Source organism: Paenibacillus sp. FSL K6-2441, from assembly GCF_037964765.1.
Classification (GTDB): domain Bacteria; phylum Bacillota; class Bacilli; order Paenibacillales; family Paenibacillaceae; genus Fontibacillus; species Fontibacillus phoenicis.
The window spans coordinates 4,255,666-4,273,800 of the sequence record NZ_CP150174.1 but is presented as its reverse complement, the minus strand read 5'-3'; the positions used below and the strand labels follow the sequence as shown (position 1 = coordinate 4,273,800).

The window sequence follows — 18,135 nt, the reverse complement described above, 5'->3', positions numbered from 1 at the left end:
GTGTTACAATAGGGAAGCTGAAGAAGATGAGGTGAAACCTGTTGACAACTTTTGAGAGTTTAAATGTATCGCCCCTCCTGGTTCGCAAGCTGCAGGGACAAGGCATCGTGAACCCGACGCCGGTGCAGGCGGCAGCGATCCCTGTGCTGCAGTCGGGCGAGGACGCGATCGTGCAGGCGCAGACCGGCACGGGCAAGACGCTGGCGTTTCTGCTGCCTATTTTGGAGAAGATCCGCCCGGAGCGCCCTGAGGCGCAGGCGCTGATCATTACCCCGACGCGGGAGCTGGCGATTCAAATTACTGCGGAGGCCCGCAAGCTGGCGGAGGCGATGGAAGGCCTCTCCGTCCTGGCTGCCTACGGCGGTCAGGACGTGGAGCGGCAGCTGCGCAAGCTGAAAAATGGTGCACAGCTGGTCATCGGCACGCCGGGCCGGCTGCTGGATCATTTGCGGCGGGGCTCGCTGACGCTGGGCGCCGTTCGCTACTTGGTGCTCGATGAAGCGGACCAGATGCTGCATATGGGCTTTTTGGCTGAGGTGGAGGAGATTCTGTCGCTCGTTCCGCGCAGCCGCCAAACGATGTTGTTCTCGGCAACGATGCCGGGCAATGTGAAGCGCTTGGCAAAAACGTATATGGACAAGCCGCGCGACATCCAGATCGCCGAAACCTCGCGCGTGACGCTGGACAGCATCCGGCAGATCCTGGTGGAATGCACGGACCGCACCAAGCAGAGCGCGCTGATCGAGTCGATCCGCAGCCAGCGTCCCTATCTGGCCGTGATCTTCTGCCGCACGAAGCGCCGGGCCAGCACGCTGAATGAAGCGCTGCAGGCCGCGGGCTTCCAGTCGGACGAACTGCACGGCGACTTATCGCAGGCGAAGCGCGAGCAGGTGATGCGCGCGTTCCGCAGCGCGAAGCTGGAGCTGCTGGTCGCGACGGACGTCGCGGCGCGCGGGATCGACGTGGAAGGGGTCACCCACGTCTTCAACTACGACATTCCGCACGATGTGGACAGCTACATCCACCGCATCGGGCGGACGGGCCGCGCCGGGGAGAAGGGCGTGGCCGTGACGTTCGCCGCGCCGAAGGATATGGAGGCGCTGCGCCTGATCGAGCGGGGCATCGGCCGCAAGCTGGAGCGGCAGCGATATGAGAAGAGCGGCGCCGCCGGGGGCGCCTCGCGCGCGCCAGGGCCGGGCCGCCGTGGGCCGGGCCGCCGCGGGCAGAGCGGCCGCGGCGGAGGGCGAGGGCGCCGGGGGCGGTAGCCGGCGCCCTCGAATTTCCATGTAACTTCTTACGCACTCCATCCGTTAACGTTAAAAGGATAGTAGAATACACAACAGGTGCCTGAGAAACGTCAATCCAGGCACCGCCACAGGGAGGAACCAGGATGAACAGCAAGAAAGGCGTGGTGACTGCGGCGATGGCGCTGTTGTTAACAGCGGTATTAATCGCAGGCTGCGGCAAACAAGCGGCCGACGCTCCGCAGACACCGGCACAGAACAGCACGAACACGGCCGCCGGCGCAAATAACGGTGCGGGGGACAATGCCGCCAACGACACCGACACCATGGACGACCAAGCTACGGAAGGCAATAACGCAGCAAACGGCGGCATTACCGGGAACGGGGATTCCAGCGATTCGGCACAGGCCCCTGACGGTTCCAGCGACAGCAGCGGAGGGGACCGCGCAGCGATGGGGGATCCGTACAGCGTGGCGGTGCTGATCAACAAGCAATTTGCTTTACCGGAGGATTACGAGCCGAAGGATCTGGTCTATCCCGACGTCCGGTTTACATTCAAAGAAAAAATCGAAAAACGCATGATGCGCAAAGAGGCGGCAAAGGCGCTCGAGGAGCTGTTCGCTGGAGCCGAGAAAGACGGTATCTATCTGGCCGGCGTGTCGGCGTACCGTTCACATAAGACCCAAACGGCGCTGTTTAACCGTTACGTGGAGAAGGACGGCGAGGAAGTCGCGAAGACGTACAGCGCGGTTCCGGGCCACAGCGAGCATGAGACGGGTCTGGCGATCGACGTATCGGGCAGCGATGGCAAATGCGCAGCGGAAAGCTGCTTCGGTGACACGAAGGAAGCGGCCTGGCTGGCGGATCATGCCACCGAATACGGCTTTATCATTCGTTATCCGAAAGGGAAGGAAGACATTACCGGCTACAAATATGAGCCATGGCACCTGCGTTATGTAGGGAAAGAAATCGCGGCCGACATCGGCAAACGCGGCATTACGTTGGAAGAATACTATGATGCCGTCCCGGTTTCGGGCCAGTGATTTCATGGGATTTTTCGAGATCATGAGCTCATCCAGGAAAGACGCCTGCGGGCGTCTTTTTTAGATTTTCCATCCAGCGAAGGAACCTAATAAAATTAACAGTTGACACCTGATAATGATTATCAGTATCTTTAAGAAGATGAAGTTTTTATGAATCTAAGATGAAGTCGTGATATAGACTCTTTTTACAATGATACATTGGTGGGTTTATTCAGTTGGACACGGAAAGGATGAGTGCCATGGTTTCCTTAAAAACTTCGCATCTAGACATTGCCTATGAGGATCGTCTGATTGTCGAAGACTTAAACATTTCGATTCCCGAGGGGAAAATCACGGCGTTGGTTGGCGCGAACGGTTCCGGTAAATCAACGGTCCTGAAAACGATGGCTCGGATCCTTCAGCCGAAGTCCGGCAGCGTGCTGCTGAACGGCAAATCGATCCATAAGCAGTCGACGCGGGAAGTAGCCAAGCAGCTGGCGATTCTTCCGCAAAACCCAACCGCCCCGGAAGGATTAACGGTCTATGAGCTTGTATCGTACGGGCGTTTTCCGCATCAGAAGGGGTTTGGAGGTTTGAAGGCCGAGGACCGGAAAATTGTGGAGTGGGCGATCGAAGCCACCCGCATGACCGAGTTCAGTGACCGGGCCTTAGAGCATCTGTCCGGCGGTCAACGGCAGCGGGCCTGGATCGCCATGGCGCTGGCGCAGGAGACGGATATCCTGTTCCTCGACGAACCTACGACGTTCCTGGATATGGCCCATCAGTTGGAAGTGCTTCAACTGCTTGAAGAGCTGAATGCCACATCCAACCGGACGATTGTAATGGTTGTCCATGATTTGAATCATGCCGCTCGTTACGCGCATTACATGATTGCGATCAAGCAAGGCCAGGCCGTCGCTTCCGGTACACCGGAAGAGGTTGTGACCTCCAAAGTGCTGCGCGACGTGTTTGGCATCGAGGCGGATATCGTGACCGATCCGCGGAGTGGCGTACCGCTGTGCCTCCCTTATGAGCTGTACCGGGCTGCAGCCGAAGGCAAAGTACGCAAGGGCAAAAATGATGGACCGGAAGAGGTTTCGCCCAAAGTCGTCTCGTTCCTGTAGTGGGGGAACCAAAGATGAACATCAATTATCAGCTGCTGGAGCAGCAATTGGCGATTGTAACAGAGCAGCGGACGGATGCCTTTTTCACGATGCCCGCTGAGATGCTGTTGGATCGCGGGCAGCTGGTGGCTTTTTTGGAAATCTACCAGGAGAAAATTAAGGGGCTTGATCTTCAAGTATCCGCAACCTATTTCGCTACGAGCTGGCGGGTGGTGTGTGCAGCGCTGCACTACATGGGGTCGGTGGCCTCGGGCAAGCTGCATTTTTCGCTCGAAAATCTCACCCTGCAACTCGTGATGGTCAACGGATTCCCTTGGGTTTATTTTGTGCTGAACGATAAGGCTGAACAGCCTTGGCCAACCGGTGACCGTCTGTCCTGGCAGACCCGCGAGCTGACCCGTTTTTATGGCGAAGTGCTGCGACCAGTCATGGAAAATATTGCTGCAGTCTCGAAGCTGCCGGTTGCGCAGCTGTGGGGCCAGCTGCCGTTAGGCGTGCAATATTACGTCCATGCCATCGCCGGGCGTCTGGAGGAGGAAACCTTGCGTTCTCGGCTTCTGGAGGAGTACGAGTTCGTGAAGGAGCTGCCAGCCGAGGTATTTGGCCTAAAGCGCAATCCGTATCGGATCAAGGAAGTGTTGCTGGATGATCCTTATCGGCCAGGCGAGAAATCGCCGATGAAACCAACTTGTTGCTTAGCCTATCGGACGGACACCGGCCATGGCTACTGTTACGGATGTCCCAAGCTCACCAAGCCGGAGCGGGAGGCCAAATACGCCGAGATCCGTCAGCAGCTTGCTGCGGCTCAAGCGCAATAAAGAGACGGCTATCGCAGGGGTAAGGATGCGCGCGGTTGTTGGTTTCTACATACGCAATATGAATAACGAGCACTTGGCGATCCTGAAGAGGCTTCAGGAGTTGTCTAAGTGCTTTTCTTTTTTCCGATCCCTCAACCTTCCAGCTTAATATCCCAAATCGAAGGGAAGTCTGATAAGGGTTCCCCAATTCTGAACCAAAGGGATAATCGTGCAAAGAGGCGCGCGAGAAGGAGCCATAGGGGCCTTTCGGATATTTTAAATTGAGAAATTTTACTTTCTTTTCCCTCTTGCAATGTGAAAAAAGTCACACTATAATAAGAACCATGAAGTGAAATATTTCACAACAACTCGAGTTTTATAAGTGACGATTTTCACAAGTTAAGAAATTAGCTATACACAATCAAACAGGTATTGATTATGGAGGAGGAAGAAATCATGAAAGTAGCAGTTATCGGATGTACCCATGCAGGCACGGTGGCGATCGTTAATACGGCCAAACTTTACCCGGATGCGGAAATTACCGTATATGAACGGAACGACAATATCTCGTTCTTGTCGTGCGGCATCGCTCTTTATGTCGGAGGGATGGTTAAGGATCCTCAGGGGCTGTTCTATTCCTCGCCGCAGCAATTGGCTGAGCTGGGTGTAAATACAAAGATGCGGCACGAAGTCGTATCGGTAGATACGGATGCGAAAGTCCTTCAAGCCCGGAACCTGGAGACGGGCGAAGTGTTTGAAGATCGCTTCGACAAGCTGATTGTCACGACGGGGTCGTGGCCGATCGTACCGAAATTTGAGGGCAGTGATCTGGAGAATATTTTGCTTTCGAAGAACTATAACCACTCCAACACCATCATCGAAAAAGCGCAGCAAGCCAAACATATCGTTGTTGTCGGCGCAGGCTACATCGGCGTGGAGCTGGTTGAAGCGTTCCAGCTTAATGGGAAGCAAGTTACGTTGATCGATGCGGAGGACCGTATTTTGAGCAAATACCTCGATCCGGAGTACACGGACAAGATCGAACAATCGCTCCGCGAACACGGCATCGAGCTGGCTTTAGGCCAAAAGGTCACGCGCTTTGAAGGCGAGAACGGCAAAGTAACGAAAGTCATCACCGATAAAGGCACATACGCTGCAGACCTGGTGATCATGTGCATCGGGTTCCGTCCTAACACGGAGCTGTTAAAAGGTCAGGTCGACATGCTGGACAACGGCGCGATCATTGTGGACGAATATATGCGCACCTCGAAGCCGGATGTGTATGCGGCAGGCGACAGCTGCGCCGTCTTCTATAACCCGACAGGCAAGCATGCCTATATCCCGCTGGCAACCAACGCCGTTCGCATGGGGACGTTGGTAGCGCGAAATTTGGTTGCGCCAACCGTGAAGTATATGGGTACCCAAGGCACTTCGGGGATTAAAATTTACGAGGATAACATCGCCGGGACCGGATTAACTTTAGCAGCGGCCAAGGACGCCGGTTTGGATGCAGAAGCGGTACTCATCACCGACAACTACCGACCGGAATTTATGCCAACCCATGAGCCGGTCATGCTGAAGGTGGTCTATGAGAAAAATACTCGCCGGATCCTGGGTGCACAAATCATGTCGAAGGTGGATCTGACTCAGTCGATCAACACGATTTCGGTATGCATCCAAAACGGAATGAAAATGGAAGAGCTCGCTTTCGTTGATTTCTTCTTCCAACCTCATTACAACAAGCCGTGGAATTTCTTGAACAGCGCAGGCTTAGAGGTGCTGCCGGAAGTTCCGAAGCGGGAAACTGTTCACGCCTAAGAAAAAAATATCAGCGAGTTCATTCGTGCGGGAGAATTCAAAGCGCTGGAGCCGAAGGAAGCCGCAAGAGCCATCTTTCTGGCGTTCCTGCACTTTCATCATCCTGCGCACTTCCGCCAATGGACGAATGAACGGATTGATGCAGATTTCGATGCCGTATGGCAGTTAATATTGGACGGGATCGCCGCACCATCCAAGTAAATGCACGGTTAACGTGTAGGTTAAAGACCCTTTCCGGGATTGCTCCGGAAGGGGTCTTTTGTGTTCATGATGCAACACCGACTTTGTGAAAACGTTAACGTGATCTATGTTATTTTTTCGAGGTAGACTCGCACGCTACAATAAACACGTCTTAATAACGACGAATGACCTGTGAAGTGTCGTTTAGAAGTGACATATAAAGGAGACAGGATCATGGCTTATTCAAAACCTGCGCAAATTGCCGAAGTATCCGTGGAATATGGCGTCAAAAAAGCACATTATCCGCTGCTTACCGTATTGATTCTTGGTTTTTTGGGCGGGGCGTTTATCGCGCTTGGCTTCCTTCTTGATATTCGCGTGATCAGCAGCGCTCCGGCGGAATGGGGCAGTATCGCCAATTTCATTGGGGCTGCGGTTTTCCCGATCGGGCTGATCCTCGTGCTGCTGGCGGGCGGTGAGCTGTTGACCGGCAATATGATGGCTGTGCCGTTAGCACGGATGGCGGGGCGGATTTCCACTGGTGACGTGTGCAAAAATCTCGTCCTCATCACTTTGAGCAATTTCGTTGGCGCTTTGTTCGTTGCTTATTTTTTCGGGCATGTGGTTGGCTTAACAGCCAGCGGACCTTATCTTGAGAAGCTGGTCGATATGGCCGGTCATAAGCTGGACGACAGCTTCCTGCAAGCGTTTGTGTCCGGGATCGGCTGCAACTGGCTGGTTGCTTTGGCGGTTTGGCTGTCTTATGGTGCAGACAATATGAGCGGTAAAATCTTGGGCATCTGGTTCCCAACGATGGCCTTTGTCGCGATCGGCTTCCAGCACGTTGTTGCGAATATGTTCCTGATTCCCGCAGCGATCTTTGAAGGGTATTACTCCTGGGGCGAATACTTGGGTAACTTTGTGCCGGTATGGCTGGGGAATTTGACCGGCGGGGCCATCTTCGTGGCTTCGGCGTATTGGACTGCTTTTCTGAAGGATAAAGGGTCCAAAGACGCACAGGTTACTGAGTTGGCTACGTCATCTGTAGCGGCGAGAGAACACGGATAAACCGGTTTGGTTGGGCTGGGCTGGGTTTGCTGTCTGCCGGAGCGCTTTTTACACCATTATCCCGATGAATCAGAAAGAATTTGTAAGGATAAAAGTGAGCCTCGACTAGCAGCAAACCAGCTAACCAGCAAACCAGCCGATCAGCTATGGGCTAGAAAGTTACCCTCATCATCCTTCATATCTTTATTAACCTCATTAACTCTCATCAACCGCCCCTTCCTTCGAATCTCTACCTCCCGAAAAGATACCTGAAGAAAGCGGATACCTGATCAAAATGGATACCGACCTAAGATGGATATCTAATCAAATACGGATATCTGAACGAAAGGGATACTTGTAAAGATGGATTATTAATCAAAGTTATACACCTGAACGAAGGGGATAATCGTGTAAAGAGGTGTGCGGAACACCCCCACACTCCGGCATCGGCCCCCGGCCCTGCCAACCTGCCATCCGGCCATCCGTCATCTTGACCGTCCTACCACCTCGCCATTTCGCATCCCACCATCCCGCCATAAGGAAATTCCCGCCTTGGGGTTTACTCCGGGGACGTTTATTCTTACAATAGGCTACAGACAGGAGGGGTGGAGCATGATCCATGAACCTAACGGGGTGTTTCCTGCGGTTTGTCCGCTGGATTGTCCCGATACGTGCAGCTTGCTGCTTCATAAAGAGAATGGAAAAATCGTCAAGGTGACCGGCAACCCCGATCACCCGATTACGCAAGGCGCGATCTGCAACAAGGTCCGCAATATGGCGGAGCGGGTCTACCATCCCGAACGGGTGCTGTATCCCCTGAAACGCGTTGGACGCAAGGGGGAAGGGAAGTTTGAACGCATCACCTGGGATGAAGCGATCCAAGAGATCGCGGATCGTTATAAGGGATTGATCCGGGAGTATGGGTCGGAGTCGATCCTGCCGTACAGTTTTTACGGCAATATGGGGATCTTGAGCGTCGATGGGATGGACCGGCGGTTCTTCAACCGTTTGGGCGCGACGCAGCTGCAACAAGGCATATGCAATTCCGCGGGCACTGCGGGATGGAGATATACGATGGGATTCGGCGGCGGGACGAGCCCGGAAGAGACGGTCAAGGCCAAGCTGATCATCGTGTGGGGTGGCAACCTCGTTAGCACCAACATGCACCAGATTGCCCTGATCGAAAAAGCCCGCAAACAGGGAGCACAGCTCGTCGTCATCGACGTGCACCGCAACCGGACAGGACAGCGGGCCGACTGGTTTATCCCGCTTTATCCGGGCACGGACGCAGCGTTGGCGCTTGGGATGATGCACGTGCTGTTCGAACGTGGCCTGGTGAACGAAGCGTTCTTGGAACGCTATACGGTTGGCCATGCCGAGCTGCGTGAGCACGTGAAGCAGTACACGCCGGAGCGTGTGGCGGCGATCACCGGCGTACCGGCCGAGTCGATCGTGAAGCTGGCCGTTCTGTATGGCGAAACTTCGCCCGCCTACATTCATATCGGCAACGGCCTGCAGCATCACGACAATGGCGGGATGACGGTCCGCACGATCAGCTGCCTGCCGGCGTTAACCGGCCAGTGGCTCGTGCCGGGGGGCGGCGCCTACAAATCCAACGGCGCTTACAGCAAGATGAACGCGACCGCGCTCGAGCGCCCCGATCTGCGGCCCAACCCGGGCGCGCGTACGGTCAGCATGAACCAGCTCGGTGACGTCTTGTTGACGCTTGATCCGCCGATCCGCGCCTTGTATGTCTACTGCGCCAATCCGGCGGTTGTAGCCCCGGATACAGGGAAGGTGGAGCAAGGTCTTCTACGGGAGGACCTGTTCACCGTGGTGCATGATCTCTTTTTGACGGACACGACCAAATACGCGGATATTGTGTTGCCGGCGACGTCCTCTTTTGAAAATACGGACTTGTACGGTTCTTACTGGCATCATTATATCCAGCTTCAAGAGCCAGTGATCGCTCCTCGGGGCGAAAGCAAAAGCAACGTCGAAACGTTTAAGCTGTTGGCGGCCGCGATGGGGTTTGACGACGATGCGTTCCGCGACACGGAAGAGGATATGATCCGGCAGGCTTTGGATTTCAAACATAATCCGTATCTGGAAGGCGTGACGCTGGAGAAGCTGAAGGAGCAGCGGTTCGTGAAGCTGAACATGGAACCGCAGCGAACCTGGCTCGACCATCTGCCGACCCCGTCGCGGAAGATCGAGCTGTATTCCGCCACGCTGGAGCGGGCAGGACTACCGCCGTTACCAACGTATGTGCCGCTGGTGGAAGGCTATGACGGTGAGCGCCGTCCCGGCAAGGACACGCCGTATCCGCTGATGTTTATCTCCCCGCCAAACCAAAGCTTCCTCAACTCAACGTTTGGGAATGTGGAGAAGTTAAAGGCGCTGGAGAAAGGTCCGGTGTTGCAAATTCATCCGGACGATGCCGCTGCGCGCGGGATTGCGGATGGGGACGAAGTGACGGTGTGGAATGACCGCGGCAGCTACGACGTTACGGCGTCCGTCACCGACAAGATGCTGCCGGGCACGGTGGTCAGCCAAGGGTTATGGTGGCAGCAGGAGGACGGGAAGCGTACGCGCGCGAACGCCTTAACCCCAGACCGGTTGGCTGATATGGGCGGCGGAGCGGTATTCTTTTCCACCGTGGTGGATGTTAAGCGCCGATAGATATGTACTTGCCTGAGTTGCGCTTTTAGGCGATACTATTATAATCTGGGCGTTGTACAAGCAAAATTTGCCGAACCATCTGATTTGATCGTGGGGGGCCCTGGTGGCCCTCCTTTTTTGTATATATGTAACTGTTGCAGCAGAGGGGGAATAACGATGAGATGGCTGCAGTCTTATCCGCGGGAAGTCAAGGTGTTTTTAATCGCAAGCTTGATCAGCTCGGCCGGCGGTTCGTTGATGTGGCCTTTGGTCACGATGTTCGTGTTTAAAGTGCTGGGGCGGACAGTGACAGATGCCGGTCTGGTTATCCTCGTCATGTCCGTCGGCGGGATTGCAGGTCAGCTGCTGGGCGGAGCGCTGTACCATCGTTTAGGCGTCAAGCGCTTGATCGTTGGCGGTCTTGCTTTGACGGCACTATTCCTGATGCTGCTGCCCTACGGAAGCGGGAATTGGCATTTGTTTATGCTGCTGATGCTGCTGGTTGGTTTTTTTAATGCCACGACGATGCCGGCCATCCAAGCGTTTATCGGCTTTCGTTTTGCCGAGCAGCGCGGGGAACTGTTTAATGTCATTTACGTCGCCAACAATATTGGTGTGGCTTTGGGGACGGCGATCAGCGGGTTTTTGGCACAGATATCGTATGACCTCAGTTTTATTTTGAATGGACTCACATCGGCGGGGTTTGCCTTGTTTTTTTGGTTTTATTTGAACAAAGTTCAAAAAACTCAAGGCGAGCTGCAAGTGCAGAAGCGCAAAAAAACGGTGGAAGGACAAAGCGTCTGGACGCTGATACGCTGGTATCCTGTTTACCTGTTTATGGGCGTGGGGTCGTTTTTTCTCTGGCTCGGGAACTGTATTTGGAACAACGGCGTATCGCCGTATATCATCTCCCAAGGCATGCCGGAGTGGAATTATAGTATTCTCTGGACGCTGAACGGTTTATTGATTTTTGTGGGGCAACCTTTTACTTTATGGATAAAGCGGACCTTTGCCGGTTCCCCGCAAGCCCAAATGACGGCGAGTGCCATATTCTACATGCTGGGTTACGCTACAATCTTAAGCTTTCATACGTACCCGAGCATGGTTGCGGCAATGGTGCTCACCACCTTCGGCGAAATGCTGATCTCTCCGGCGATTCCGTCGTTTATCTCTGACCGGACAGGGAAGGCGGCGCCGTTTTACCTCGGTTTGGTTGGCGGGATGGGAGCGGCTGGCCGCGTTGCTGGACCTTATGCGATGGGCATGCTGTTTGACTGGAACGGACTTACGCCGGTCGCTTGGCTGGCAGTGGGCATTGCGGCGCTATCGGTGGTATCCTTCTTGGTGCATGCCGCTGTGAACCGGGAGAGTGGACCGCAGCTGTCGGGTTTGGCTGAGTGAGTAGTAGAAAGGATGAAGTTCATGAATCACCGTGAAATCTGGACGCGTCTATCGGAAATGCGTGATGCGGCCGCTTTAATAGAAATTGACAAGATCACCTGGGATTATAACAACACGCCAGCGGAAAAAATGGAATGGGAGTCGAGGGAGCAGTATTTGCAGAGCTGCCCGCCGGGAAGCCAGATCGTGGCTGGGATTGGCGAGGAGATCTGCGGCTATATCGGCTTTAAGCCGGCGACCCCGCTGCCCAGCAACCAACATGTGCTTGAGATCAACATCGCGATTCACCCGAAGTACCAACGGCAGGGCATAGGGCGGGTGCTGATGGATGCCTTAGTGAAGTTGGCGGCCGAGCGGGGCGTGCGTAAGTTGTCGCTGCGCGTGCTCGCCAGCAATCCAGGGGCCATCGCTTTTTACAAAAGCTGCGGGTTTGTGGAACAGGGCCGGCTTGTTGAAGAATTTTTGATTAACGGAACGTATGTTGACGATATATTAATGTGGAGAAAGGTTTAGCCGATGAAGTCCCGATTCAAGCGCGGCGCGTGAAGCGTCCGTTAGTACTTAAGGCATTGAACTATTCGGAAGATATCGGTATATTTAGAAGAAGAAAATTCGGGGAAGAACTCGAATGGAAAGGTTGATACCCGTGGAAAACAACTTCACCCCTCCCAATTTTATTAAAAACATCATTTCGGAAGATTTGAAATCCGGCAAGGTGAAAACCGTAGTTACGCGGTTCCCGCCGGAACCAAACGGTTACCTACATATCGGACACGCCAAAGCGATCTGGATCAACTTCGCGTTGGCGGACGAGTTCGGCGGACGGACACACCTGCGGTTTGACGACACCAACCCGGTTAAAGAAGATGTAGAGTACGTCAACTCGATTAAGGAAGACGTAAAATGGCTGGGCTTCGAGTGGGAAGAGCTGCATTTTGCGTCGGATTATTTTGAAGAGATGTATAATCGTGCCGTGCTGCTGATCAAGAAAGGCAAAGCTTACGTTGATGATCTCAGTGCGGACCAAATTCGCGAGATGCGCGGAACGCTCACCGAGCCGGGGAAAAACAGCCCATATCGCGACCGATCGGTTGAGGAAAACCTTGACCTGTTCGAACGGATGCGGAACGGTGAGTTTAAGGATGGGGAAAAGGTGCTGCGTGCGAAAATCGATATGGCGTCGCCGAACATCAACCTGCGTGACCCTGTCATTTACCGGATCGTGCATGCAACCCATCATAACACCGGCGACAAATGGTGTATTTATCCGATGTACACGTTTGCTCATCCGTTGGAGGATGCGATCGAGGGCATAACCCATTCCTTATGCTCGACCGAGTTTGAGGATCAACGCCCGTTCTATGATTGGACGATCGCCGAAACGGAAATGCCGCACGTGTCCCGTCAATACGAATTTGGCCGGTTGAATTTGACGCAAACGGTGACCAGCAAGCGGAAGCTGAAAAAGCTGGTGGATGAAGGCATCGTTGACGGTTGGGACGATCCGCGGATGCCGACGATTTCCGGTCTGCGCCGCCGCGGCTATACACCGGAAGCGATCAAAGCGTTCGTCTACGAAACCGGGATTTCCAAAAATTTCGGGAACGTGGATCCGAAAATGCTGGAGCATTTTATCCGCGAGGATTTGAAATTGAAAGCTCCGCGGACGATGGCGGTGCTGGACCCGCTGAAGGTTGTAATCACCAACTATCCGGAAGGACAAATCGAATGGCTGGATGCGGAGAACAATCCTGAAAATCCGGACATGGGCAGCCGTAAAATTCCGTTCTCGCGGGAGATATACATCGAACGGGACGACTTCATGGAGAATCCGCCGAGCAAATATTTCCGTTTGTTCCCGGGCAACGAAGTCCGTCTGAAAAATGCTTACTTCGTGAAATGCAACGATGTGATCAAGGATGCGGACGGCAATGTGGTGGAGATCCACTGCACGTATGATCCGGAAACGAAGAGCGGCACCGGCTTCACCGGCCGTAAAGTGAAAGGCACCATCCACTGGGTGGAGGCTACTCAAGCGGTACCTGCCGAATTCCGGTTGTACGAGCCGCTGATCCTGGAAGAGGAAGCGGAGAAGACGGCAGACGTGGCGTTGGAGGAAACGGTGGAGGGCCTGGTTGATGAGGAGCTGCGCGATGCTGCGGAACCGGCCGCTGAAGCTGCCGAGGAGAAATCGTTCCTCGATCTCATCAACCCGAACTCGCTGACGATTGCTCACGGATTCGTAGAGCCTAACATGAAGGATGCCAAGCCGCAGGATAAATTCCAATTCTTCCGGCACGGGTATTTTAACGTGGATACGAAATATTCGAAGCCGGGTCAACCGGTGTTTAACCGTATCGTGTCGCTGAAAAGCTCGTTCCAATTGCCGAAGGCCTAAGCCATTAACGGCGGCAGAACCCTGCGTACAAAAAGGAGCCTTGCAGATCTCTGCTGGCTCCTTTTTTCTGTTTCACACCGAGCTTCGCTCGATAAACTGAAAGCTAAGCTCCTCCGAGACGGGTTGGCCTTCGCCGCCAGAAATTTGCGCGTGGACGATGGAAAACGCCCGTTCTCCGATCTCCGACAACCGGTTATCAATCGTCGTAATCCCAAGCAAGCTGGAGATCGGCTGGTTATCGAAGCCGATGACGGCGAAATCGCCCGGCACCTCGATCCCGCGAAGGCGTGCGGAGAGGATAAACCCCGCGGCGACTTGGTCACCTGTGATGAGCAAGGCGTCCGGGCGCTCGTTCATCGCGAGCAGCCGGTCCACCAGCGCCGCGCCATCCTCCCAATCGAGGTAGCCGTCCAGCACCCAATCCTCCCGGGCTTGCCCGCCCAAGGCCGCCAGGGTATCAGTGTAAGCCTTCAGACGGCTGCGACTGCTGGGGCTGTTACGGCGGTAGATTGTAAACGCGATGCGGCGTTTCCCTTTTTCCCAGAGATAACGGATCGCGGTTTGAAAGCTGGCATAGTGATCGATATACACCGAGGAGAGGTTGCGGCCGCTCACCCGCTCGCATAACGCGATCGGACCGTAGTCGGCAAAGACTTCGATATCGCGGAGGGACAGGGCTCGTGAACAGATGATCAACCCGTCCATCTGCTTGTTGCGAAGCATCTCCAGCACCTTGCGTTCCTCGTTCGGGCGGTAGCCGGTCTGGCACAGCATCAGCTGGTAGTTGTTTTTCAACGCCTGTTTGGCGACGCCTTCCATGATCCTGGCAAAATAGTAATGGTTGATGTTCGGCAGGATCACGCCGATGGTTTGCGTCATACCTTTAATCAAATGGACGGCGTTCATGTTCCGCGAATAGTTGAGCCGGCGAATGGCTTCTTCAACCGCCTCCCGCTTGGCTGAACTGACGTAGGGGTGGCCGTTCAGTACCCGGGACACGGTTGTGACCGAGACGCCGGCGGCTTCTGCGATCTGTTTGATGTTCGGCATGGCAAACCGCTCCTTCCCTGTATGAAATCAAAAAGGATGTTGCTATGGAATGCATTTCATATTTTACAATGGAGATGCAATAAAGAAAACAATGCCCTCAACCGGCGTCACCTCGTTTGGGAGCGAGGGCGTTACGGTATCCGGCATTGTTTTCTTTCGTATTTCGTAAGATCGGTAGGCAGCGCATATAGCTGGCCGGTTGTTATGGTTCATCATGTAGATCGTCCATTGCCGGCGAATAGCCGTGATGGCGGATTTGATACCACATCGCGGCGAACCCAAGCGCACCGATTAGTGTTAACGCGACGCCGGACCGGTACATCACCACCGGACCGAAATTTTGAAATATCCAGCCGCCCCAGAAGCCAGCAATCACGCAGGCAAGGCCGCTGGCAGCAAAGGTATAGACCGCTTGTCCCGCTGATCTCAGCGGCCGCGGCAACAGCAGAGCGATCAGCTTGGTGCCGACGTAGAAGAATCCGCCAAACGTTACGGAGTGCAGCAGTTGAATGAGCAAGATGTGCACCGGGAGTGTCGCTTCAGACATCAAATCCCAGCGAATCGCAAACAACAGGCTGACGACAGTGATGCAAGCGAGCAAATAGGATAATTTTCGCTTTATCAAGCGGTCCAGCAGGATCAATGCGAGAAATTCAAAAACGGTCGATAAGAACACGGCACCGCCGACCGCCAACCGCGTTCCGCCGAGATCGATCATAAACAGCGGCATAAAGATGGTGTTGATTGCATTAGGGATTGCTACCAGCATGCTAAAGAGGACGAACACCAGCAGGTACTTGTTCTTTAGCGCCAGACGCAGCTCCCCTCCCTTCAGCCAAGGGGTTTGAGACGCTTGGCGAATGGTGGGCAGCAACAGGGTAGCACCGATCGCCAGCATCAACGTTACGCTAAACAGCAGCGAGCTTCCCTCGTGGCCGACGGCATCGATGATGGGTCCGGCGGCCAGCGCGATGAACGTCCACCCGAGCGAGCCCCAAATGCGGTACGTTCTGAATTGCTTCGGCGTTTCTGCGATATAGCCGAGAGTCAAGGTATTGCTTTGCGAGAGCAGCGGGCTTAGGAAAAAATATAGCAGAATCATCGTCACGTACAACATCGAAAAGGTGTTGACCGTAAACACGAGATGTCCCATGATAAGTAAGCCCAGCAGCATGGCTAGCAGGATGGCACGTGGATTCTGCCTTTGGTCGCCCAGGGATTTCCAGAACGGGTGGGCCACCAAAGAAATGAAGGGACCGATGGCCATCAGGCTGCCAATCTCCAGCTTGTCCATCCCGATGTCCTGTAAATATAATTGAAAAAAGGCAGTGAAAATGACCAAGGTTCCGTAAATAAAAAAGTTAAGCAGACCTAACGGCAACAACGAAAAGGACGAATATCGTCTTTTTTCCTGCAAACGAGCCATTCCTTTCTATCCGGGTCCATATGGTCACAGGCGGGAAGCTTGTGACTATGATCCCAATGTAACACACAGGTGAAAGGGGATACAAACCAAGTTTTTTTGGTTTTACCATAATTTATGCATTGGGGGAAAACTGATGAACACAACCGCCATCATTTTAGCCGGTGGAAGATCCAGCCGGATGGGCAGCGATAAGGCGCTGCTTGAGCTTGGCGGCTTAACGGTGTTGGAGCGGTTGATTCGAGAGCTGGAGACAGTAGCTTCAAGAATCGTGATCGCAGGGGGGACGAAGGCGGTTTATGAACGGTTCGGCAAAGAAGTCGTGACCGACCGTTATCCGGGGGACGGACCGCTGGCTGGGTTGCATGCCGGGTTGGAGAGCTCGACGACCCGCTGGAACCTCGCGGTCGCTTGCGATACGCCGTTCGCGAATCGCGGCCTGTTCCGCGCTTTGCTGGAGCGGGCGGAGGCGGCGGAGGAAACGGCGGCCCGGGTTGACCGGGCAAGCGGCATGGCAGCAGACGCCCCGGGCGGCTTCGCAGCGGCCGAGGCGATCCTGGCCCGCACGGAGGGGCGGGCCCATCCGCTGCTGGCGGCCTATCGGCGCAGCGTGCTTCCAGGCTTGGAAGCACGGCTGCGGGCAGGCCGCCTCAAAATGACGGCTTGGACCGAGACGCTGTGCACCGAATATATCGAAGGGGAGGCCCTCGCCAACGCTTCGGGCCTCCCCTTGGAGTGGTGCACGTTTAATATGAACAAGCCGGAGGACTATGAGCAGGCCCGGACTTGGTTAGCGTCGGGCCGCTCTGGGGTTTAGCCGCCGATCTGGGACATCCGGCGGGCGGTTGGCGTATGGCTTTGTTGCTTACGCTCCAAAGCCAGCGCCATTTCATGGTTCTTCGGCTTGGCTCCCAGCGCCTTCAGGAACAGGGAGCGGATGCCTTCATGGTCGCCGGCTGCGGCATAGGGGCGCACGTGCAGCTCATCCGACCAATACAGGCAGGCCTTGATATGTCCGTCAGCGGTCAAGCGCAGCCGGTTGCAGCTGTCGCAGAAATGCTCGCTGACCGGATGAATTAGCCCAAACGTTCCGGCGGCACCCGCAACGCGGCGGCTTTCGGCAGGACCGTTACCGCGCGGACCTTCGACGCCTTCCACTTCCCAGCCCGCTTCCCGGCAGACGTCTTCCACGGCCGTCAGAGGCAGGTAGGTTTTACGCCAGGTGTCGCTGGCACTGCCAATCGGCATATATTCGATAAAGCGAACATGCAGCGGCTGATCTAACGTTAACGCGATAAAATCGCGGATTTCATCCTCATTGATTCCTTTCATCAGGACCACGTTGAGCTTAATCGGCTCAAAACCGACCTCGACGGCGGCCTGAATGCCTTCCAGCACCTTCTCCACCTCACCGCCGCGGGTAATCATCGCGAAGCGGTCCTGACGCAGTGAATCCAGACTGATGTTCACCCGTTTTAATCCCGCTTGCTTCAGCAGCTCCGCTTTTTTCGCAAGAAACATGCCGTTCGTCGTTAGTGCAATATCTTCAATGCCCGGAATGCTGGAGAGCATGGCAACAAGTTGTTCTAAATCTTTGCGCACCAGCGGTTCGCCGCCGGTAAGCCGAATTTTGCGGAGGCCCATCGGAGCAAGCGCCGATACTGTCTCGGCAATTTCCTCGTAGCTCATGATTTCCTCATGCGGTTGAAACACCATTCCTTCGGCGGGCATGCAATAGACGCAGCGCAAATTGCATCGGTCAGTGACGGAGATGCGCAGGTAATCATGTTTTCGCCCAAAGGGGTCAAGCAGCTGCTCCATGTGTACGCCTCCTCGTATAGTATCTTTAAAAAGCTCTTTTAGGTTCATTTCCATCCCCCCGGGGGATGGAAAACAGCCTCCAAATTTCCAGCTTGTTCTTTGAAAATTCCATCAGGGACTGGACTTTCCGGTATGCCTCTGGACAATGG

General features: G+C 54.6%; 13 protein-coding genes and 1 pseudogene. 11 read left to right on the top strand and 3 right to left on the bottom strand.

What is annotated here, in order from left to right:
• Positions 1-41: 41 nt before the first annotated feature.
• The 10 genes and pseudogenes from NSQ80_RS19680 to NSQ80_RS19635 all read left to right on the top strand — a co-directional run.
• Positions 42-1,160 (top strand): annotated as a pseudogene (locus NSQ80_RS19680) (DEAD/DEAH box helicase); the annotation flags it as partial.
• A gap of 230 nt (positions 1,161-1,390) precedes the next feature.
• Entirely contained in the window at positions 1,391-2,287 is an 897-nt protein-coding gene (locus NSQ80_RS19675; RefSeq protein ID WP_009223697.1) for a M15 family metallopeptidase, read from the top strand.
• 239 nt (positions 2,288-2,526) lie between these two features.
• Positions 2,527-3,390 (top strand): ABC transporter ATP-binding protein, encoded by an 864-nt coding sequence (locus NSQ80_RS19670; RefSeq protein WP_009223698.1) that lies wholly within the window; start codon positions 2,527-2,529, stop codon positions 3,388-3,390.
• Between the two features lie 14 nt (positions 3,391-3,404).
• Entirely contained in the window at positions 3,405-4,208 is an 804-nt protein-coding gene (locus NSQ80_RS19665) for a hypothetical protein (RefSeq protein ID WP_009223699.1), read from the top strand.
• Between the two features lie 435 nt (positions 4,209-4,643).
• The gene (locus tag NSQ80_RS19660) at positions 4,644-6,005 is read left to right on the top strand and encodes an FAD-dependent oxidoreductase (RefSeq protein ID WP_339300538.1); all 1,362 of its coding nucleotides are present in this window, start codon (positions 4,644-4,646) and stop codon (positions 6,003-6,005) included.
• A gap of 414 nt (positions 6,006-6,419) precedes the next feature.
• A complete protein-coding gene (locus tag NSQ80_RS19655; RefSeq protein ID WP_009223701.1) occupies positions 6,420-7,253 on the top strand; it encodes a formate/nitrite transporter family protein in 834 nt (277 codons plus the stop codon).
• Positions 7,254-7,844: 591 nt separating this feature from the next.
• Entirely contained in the window at positions 7,845-9,914 is a 2,070-nt protein-coding gene (locus NSQ80_RS19650) for a molybdopterin oxidoreductase family protein (RefSeq protein WP_339300536.1), read from the top strand.
• Between the two features lie 156 nt (positions 9,915-10,070).
• Positions 10,071-11,294, top strand: a complete 1,224-nt coding sequence (locus NSQ80_RS19645) for an MFS transporter (RefSeq protein WP_260071036.1) — start codon at positions 10,071-10,073, stop codon at positions 11,292-11,294.
• Between the two features lie 21 nt (positions 11,295-11,315).
• Positions 11,316-11,807 (top strand): GNAT family N-acetyltransferase, encoded by a 492-nt coding sequence (locus tag NSQ80_RS19640; RefSeq protein WP_339300533.1) that lies wholly within the window; start codon positions 11,316-11,318, stop codon positions 11,805-11,807.
• A 115-nt stretch (positions 11,808-11,922) separates the two neighbouring features.
• Positions 11,923-13,692: a glutamine--tRNA ligase/YqeY domain fusion protein gene (locus NSQ80_RS19635; RefSeq protein ID WP_339300531.1), complete on the top strand. Its 1,770-nt coding sequence runs from the start codon at positions 11,923-11,925 to the stop codon at positions 13,690-13,692.
• A 72-nt stretch (positions 13,693-13,764) separates the two neighbouring features.
• Here the strand turns inward: NSQ80_RS19635 and NSQ80_RS19630 are convergent, their stop codons facing one another.
• Both NSQ80_RS19630 and NSQ80_RS19625 read right to left on the bottom strand, forming a co-directional pair.
• Positions 13,765-14,742 (bottom strand): LacI family DNA-binding transcriptional regulator, encoded by a 978-nt coding sequence (locus tag NSQ80_RS19630; RefSeq protein WP_009223706.1) that lies wholly within the window; start codon positions 14,740-14,742, stop codon positions 13,765-13,767.
• A 202-nt stretch (positions 14,743-14,944) separates the two neighbouring features.
• Positions 14,945-16,168, bottom strand: coding sequence for an MFS transporter (locus NSQ80_RS19625; protein WP_323078020.1), 1,224 nt, complete (start codon positions 16,166-16,168; stop codon positions 14,945-14,947).
• Between the two features lie 133 nt (positions 16,169-16,301).
• On the opposite strand from NSQ80_RS19625, the gene NSQ80_RS19620 reads away from it, so the two are divergent.
• Complete coding sequence (locus NSQ80_RS19620) at positions 16,302-16,982, top strand: molybdenum cofactor guanylyltransferase (protein ID WP_339300528.1); 681 nt, start codon at positions 16,302-16,304, stop codon at positions 16,980-16,982.
• Here the strand turns inward: NSQ80_RS19620 and moaA are convergent.
• Positions 16,979-17,986: a GTP 3',8-cyclase MoaA gene (gene moaA / locus NSQ80_RS19615; protein ID WP_339300527.1), complete on the bottom strand. Its 1,008-nt coding sequence runs from the start codon at positions 17,984-17,986 to the stop codon at positions 16,979-16,981. The two genes, NSQ80_RS19620 and moaA, sit on opposite strands and share 4 nt — an antisense overlap.
• Positions 17,987-18,135 lie beyond the last annotated feature (149 nt).

Coding starts and splice junctions, on each gene's coding strand:
- NSQ80_RS19675 (WP_009223697.1), top strand. CDS start 1,391: ATGAACAGCAAGAAAGGCGTGGTGACTGCGGCGATGGCGCTGTTGTTA.
- NSQ80_RS19670 (WP_009223698.1), top strand. CDS start 2,527: ATGGTTTCCTTAAAAACTTCGCATCTAGACATTGCCTATGAGGATCGT.
- NSQ80_RS19665 (WP_009223699.1), top strand. CDS start 3,405: ATGAACATCAATTATCAGCTGCTGGAGCAGCAATTGGCGATTGTAACA.
- NSQ80_RS19660 (WP_339300538.1), top strand. CDS start 4,644: ATGAAAGTAGCAGTTATCGGATGTACCCATGCAGGCACGGTGGCGATC.
- NSQ80_RS19655 (WP_009223701.1), top strand. CDS start 6,420: ATGGCTTATTCAAAACCTGCGCAAATTGCCGAAGTATCCGTGGAATAT.
- NSQ80_RS19650 (WP_339300536.1), top strand. CDS start 7,845: ATGATCCATGAACCTAACGGGGTGTTTCCTGCGGTTTGTCCGCTGGAT.
- NSQ80_RS19645 (WP_260071036.1), top strand. CDS start 10,071: ATGAGATGGCTGCAGTCTTATCCGCGGGAAGTCAAGGTGTTTTTAATC.
- NSQ80_RS19640 (WP_339300533.1), top strand. CDS start 11,316: ATGAATCACCGTGAAATCTGGACGCGTCTATCGGAAATGCGTGATGCG.
- NSQ80_RS19635 (WP_339300531.1), top strand. CDS start 11,923: ATGGAAAGGTTGATACCCGTGGAAAACAACTTCACCCCTCCCAATTTT.
- NSQ80_RS19630 (WP_009223706.1), bottom strand. CDS start 14,742: ATGCCGAACATCAAACAGATCGCAGAAGCCGCCGGCGTCTCGGTCACA.
- NSQ80_RS19625 (WP_323078020.1), bottom strand. CDS start 16,168: ATGGCTCGTTTGCAGGAAAAAAGACGATATTCGTCCTTTTCGTTGTTG.
- NSQ80_RS19620 (WP_339300528.1), top strand. CDS start 16,302: ATGAACACAACCGCCATCATTTTAGCCGGTGGAAGATCCAGCCGGATG.
- moaA (WP_339300527.1), bottom strand. CDS start 17,986: ATGGAGCAGCTGCTTGACCCCTTTGGGCGAAAACATGATTACCTGCGC.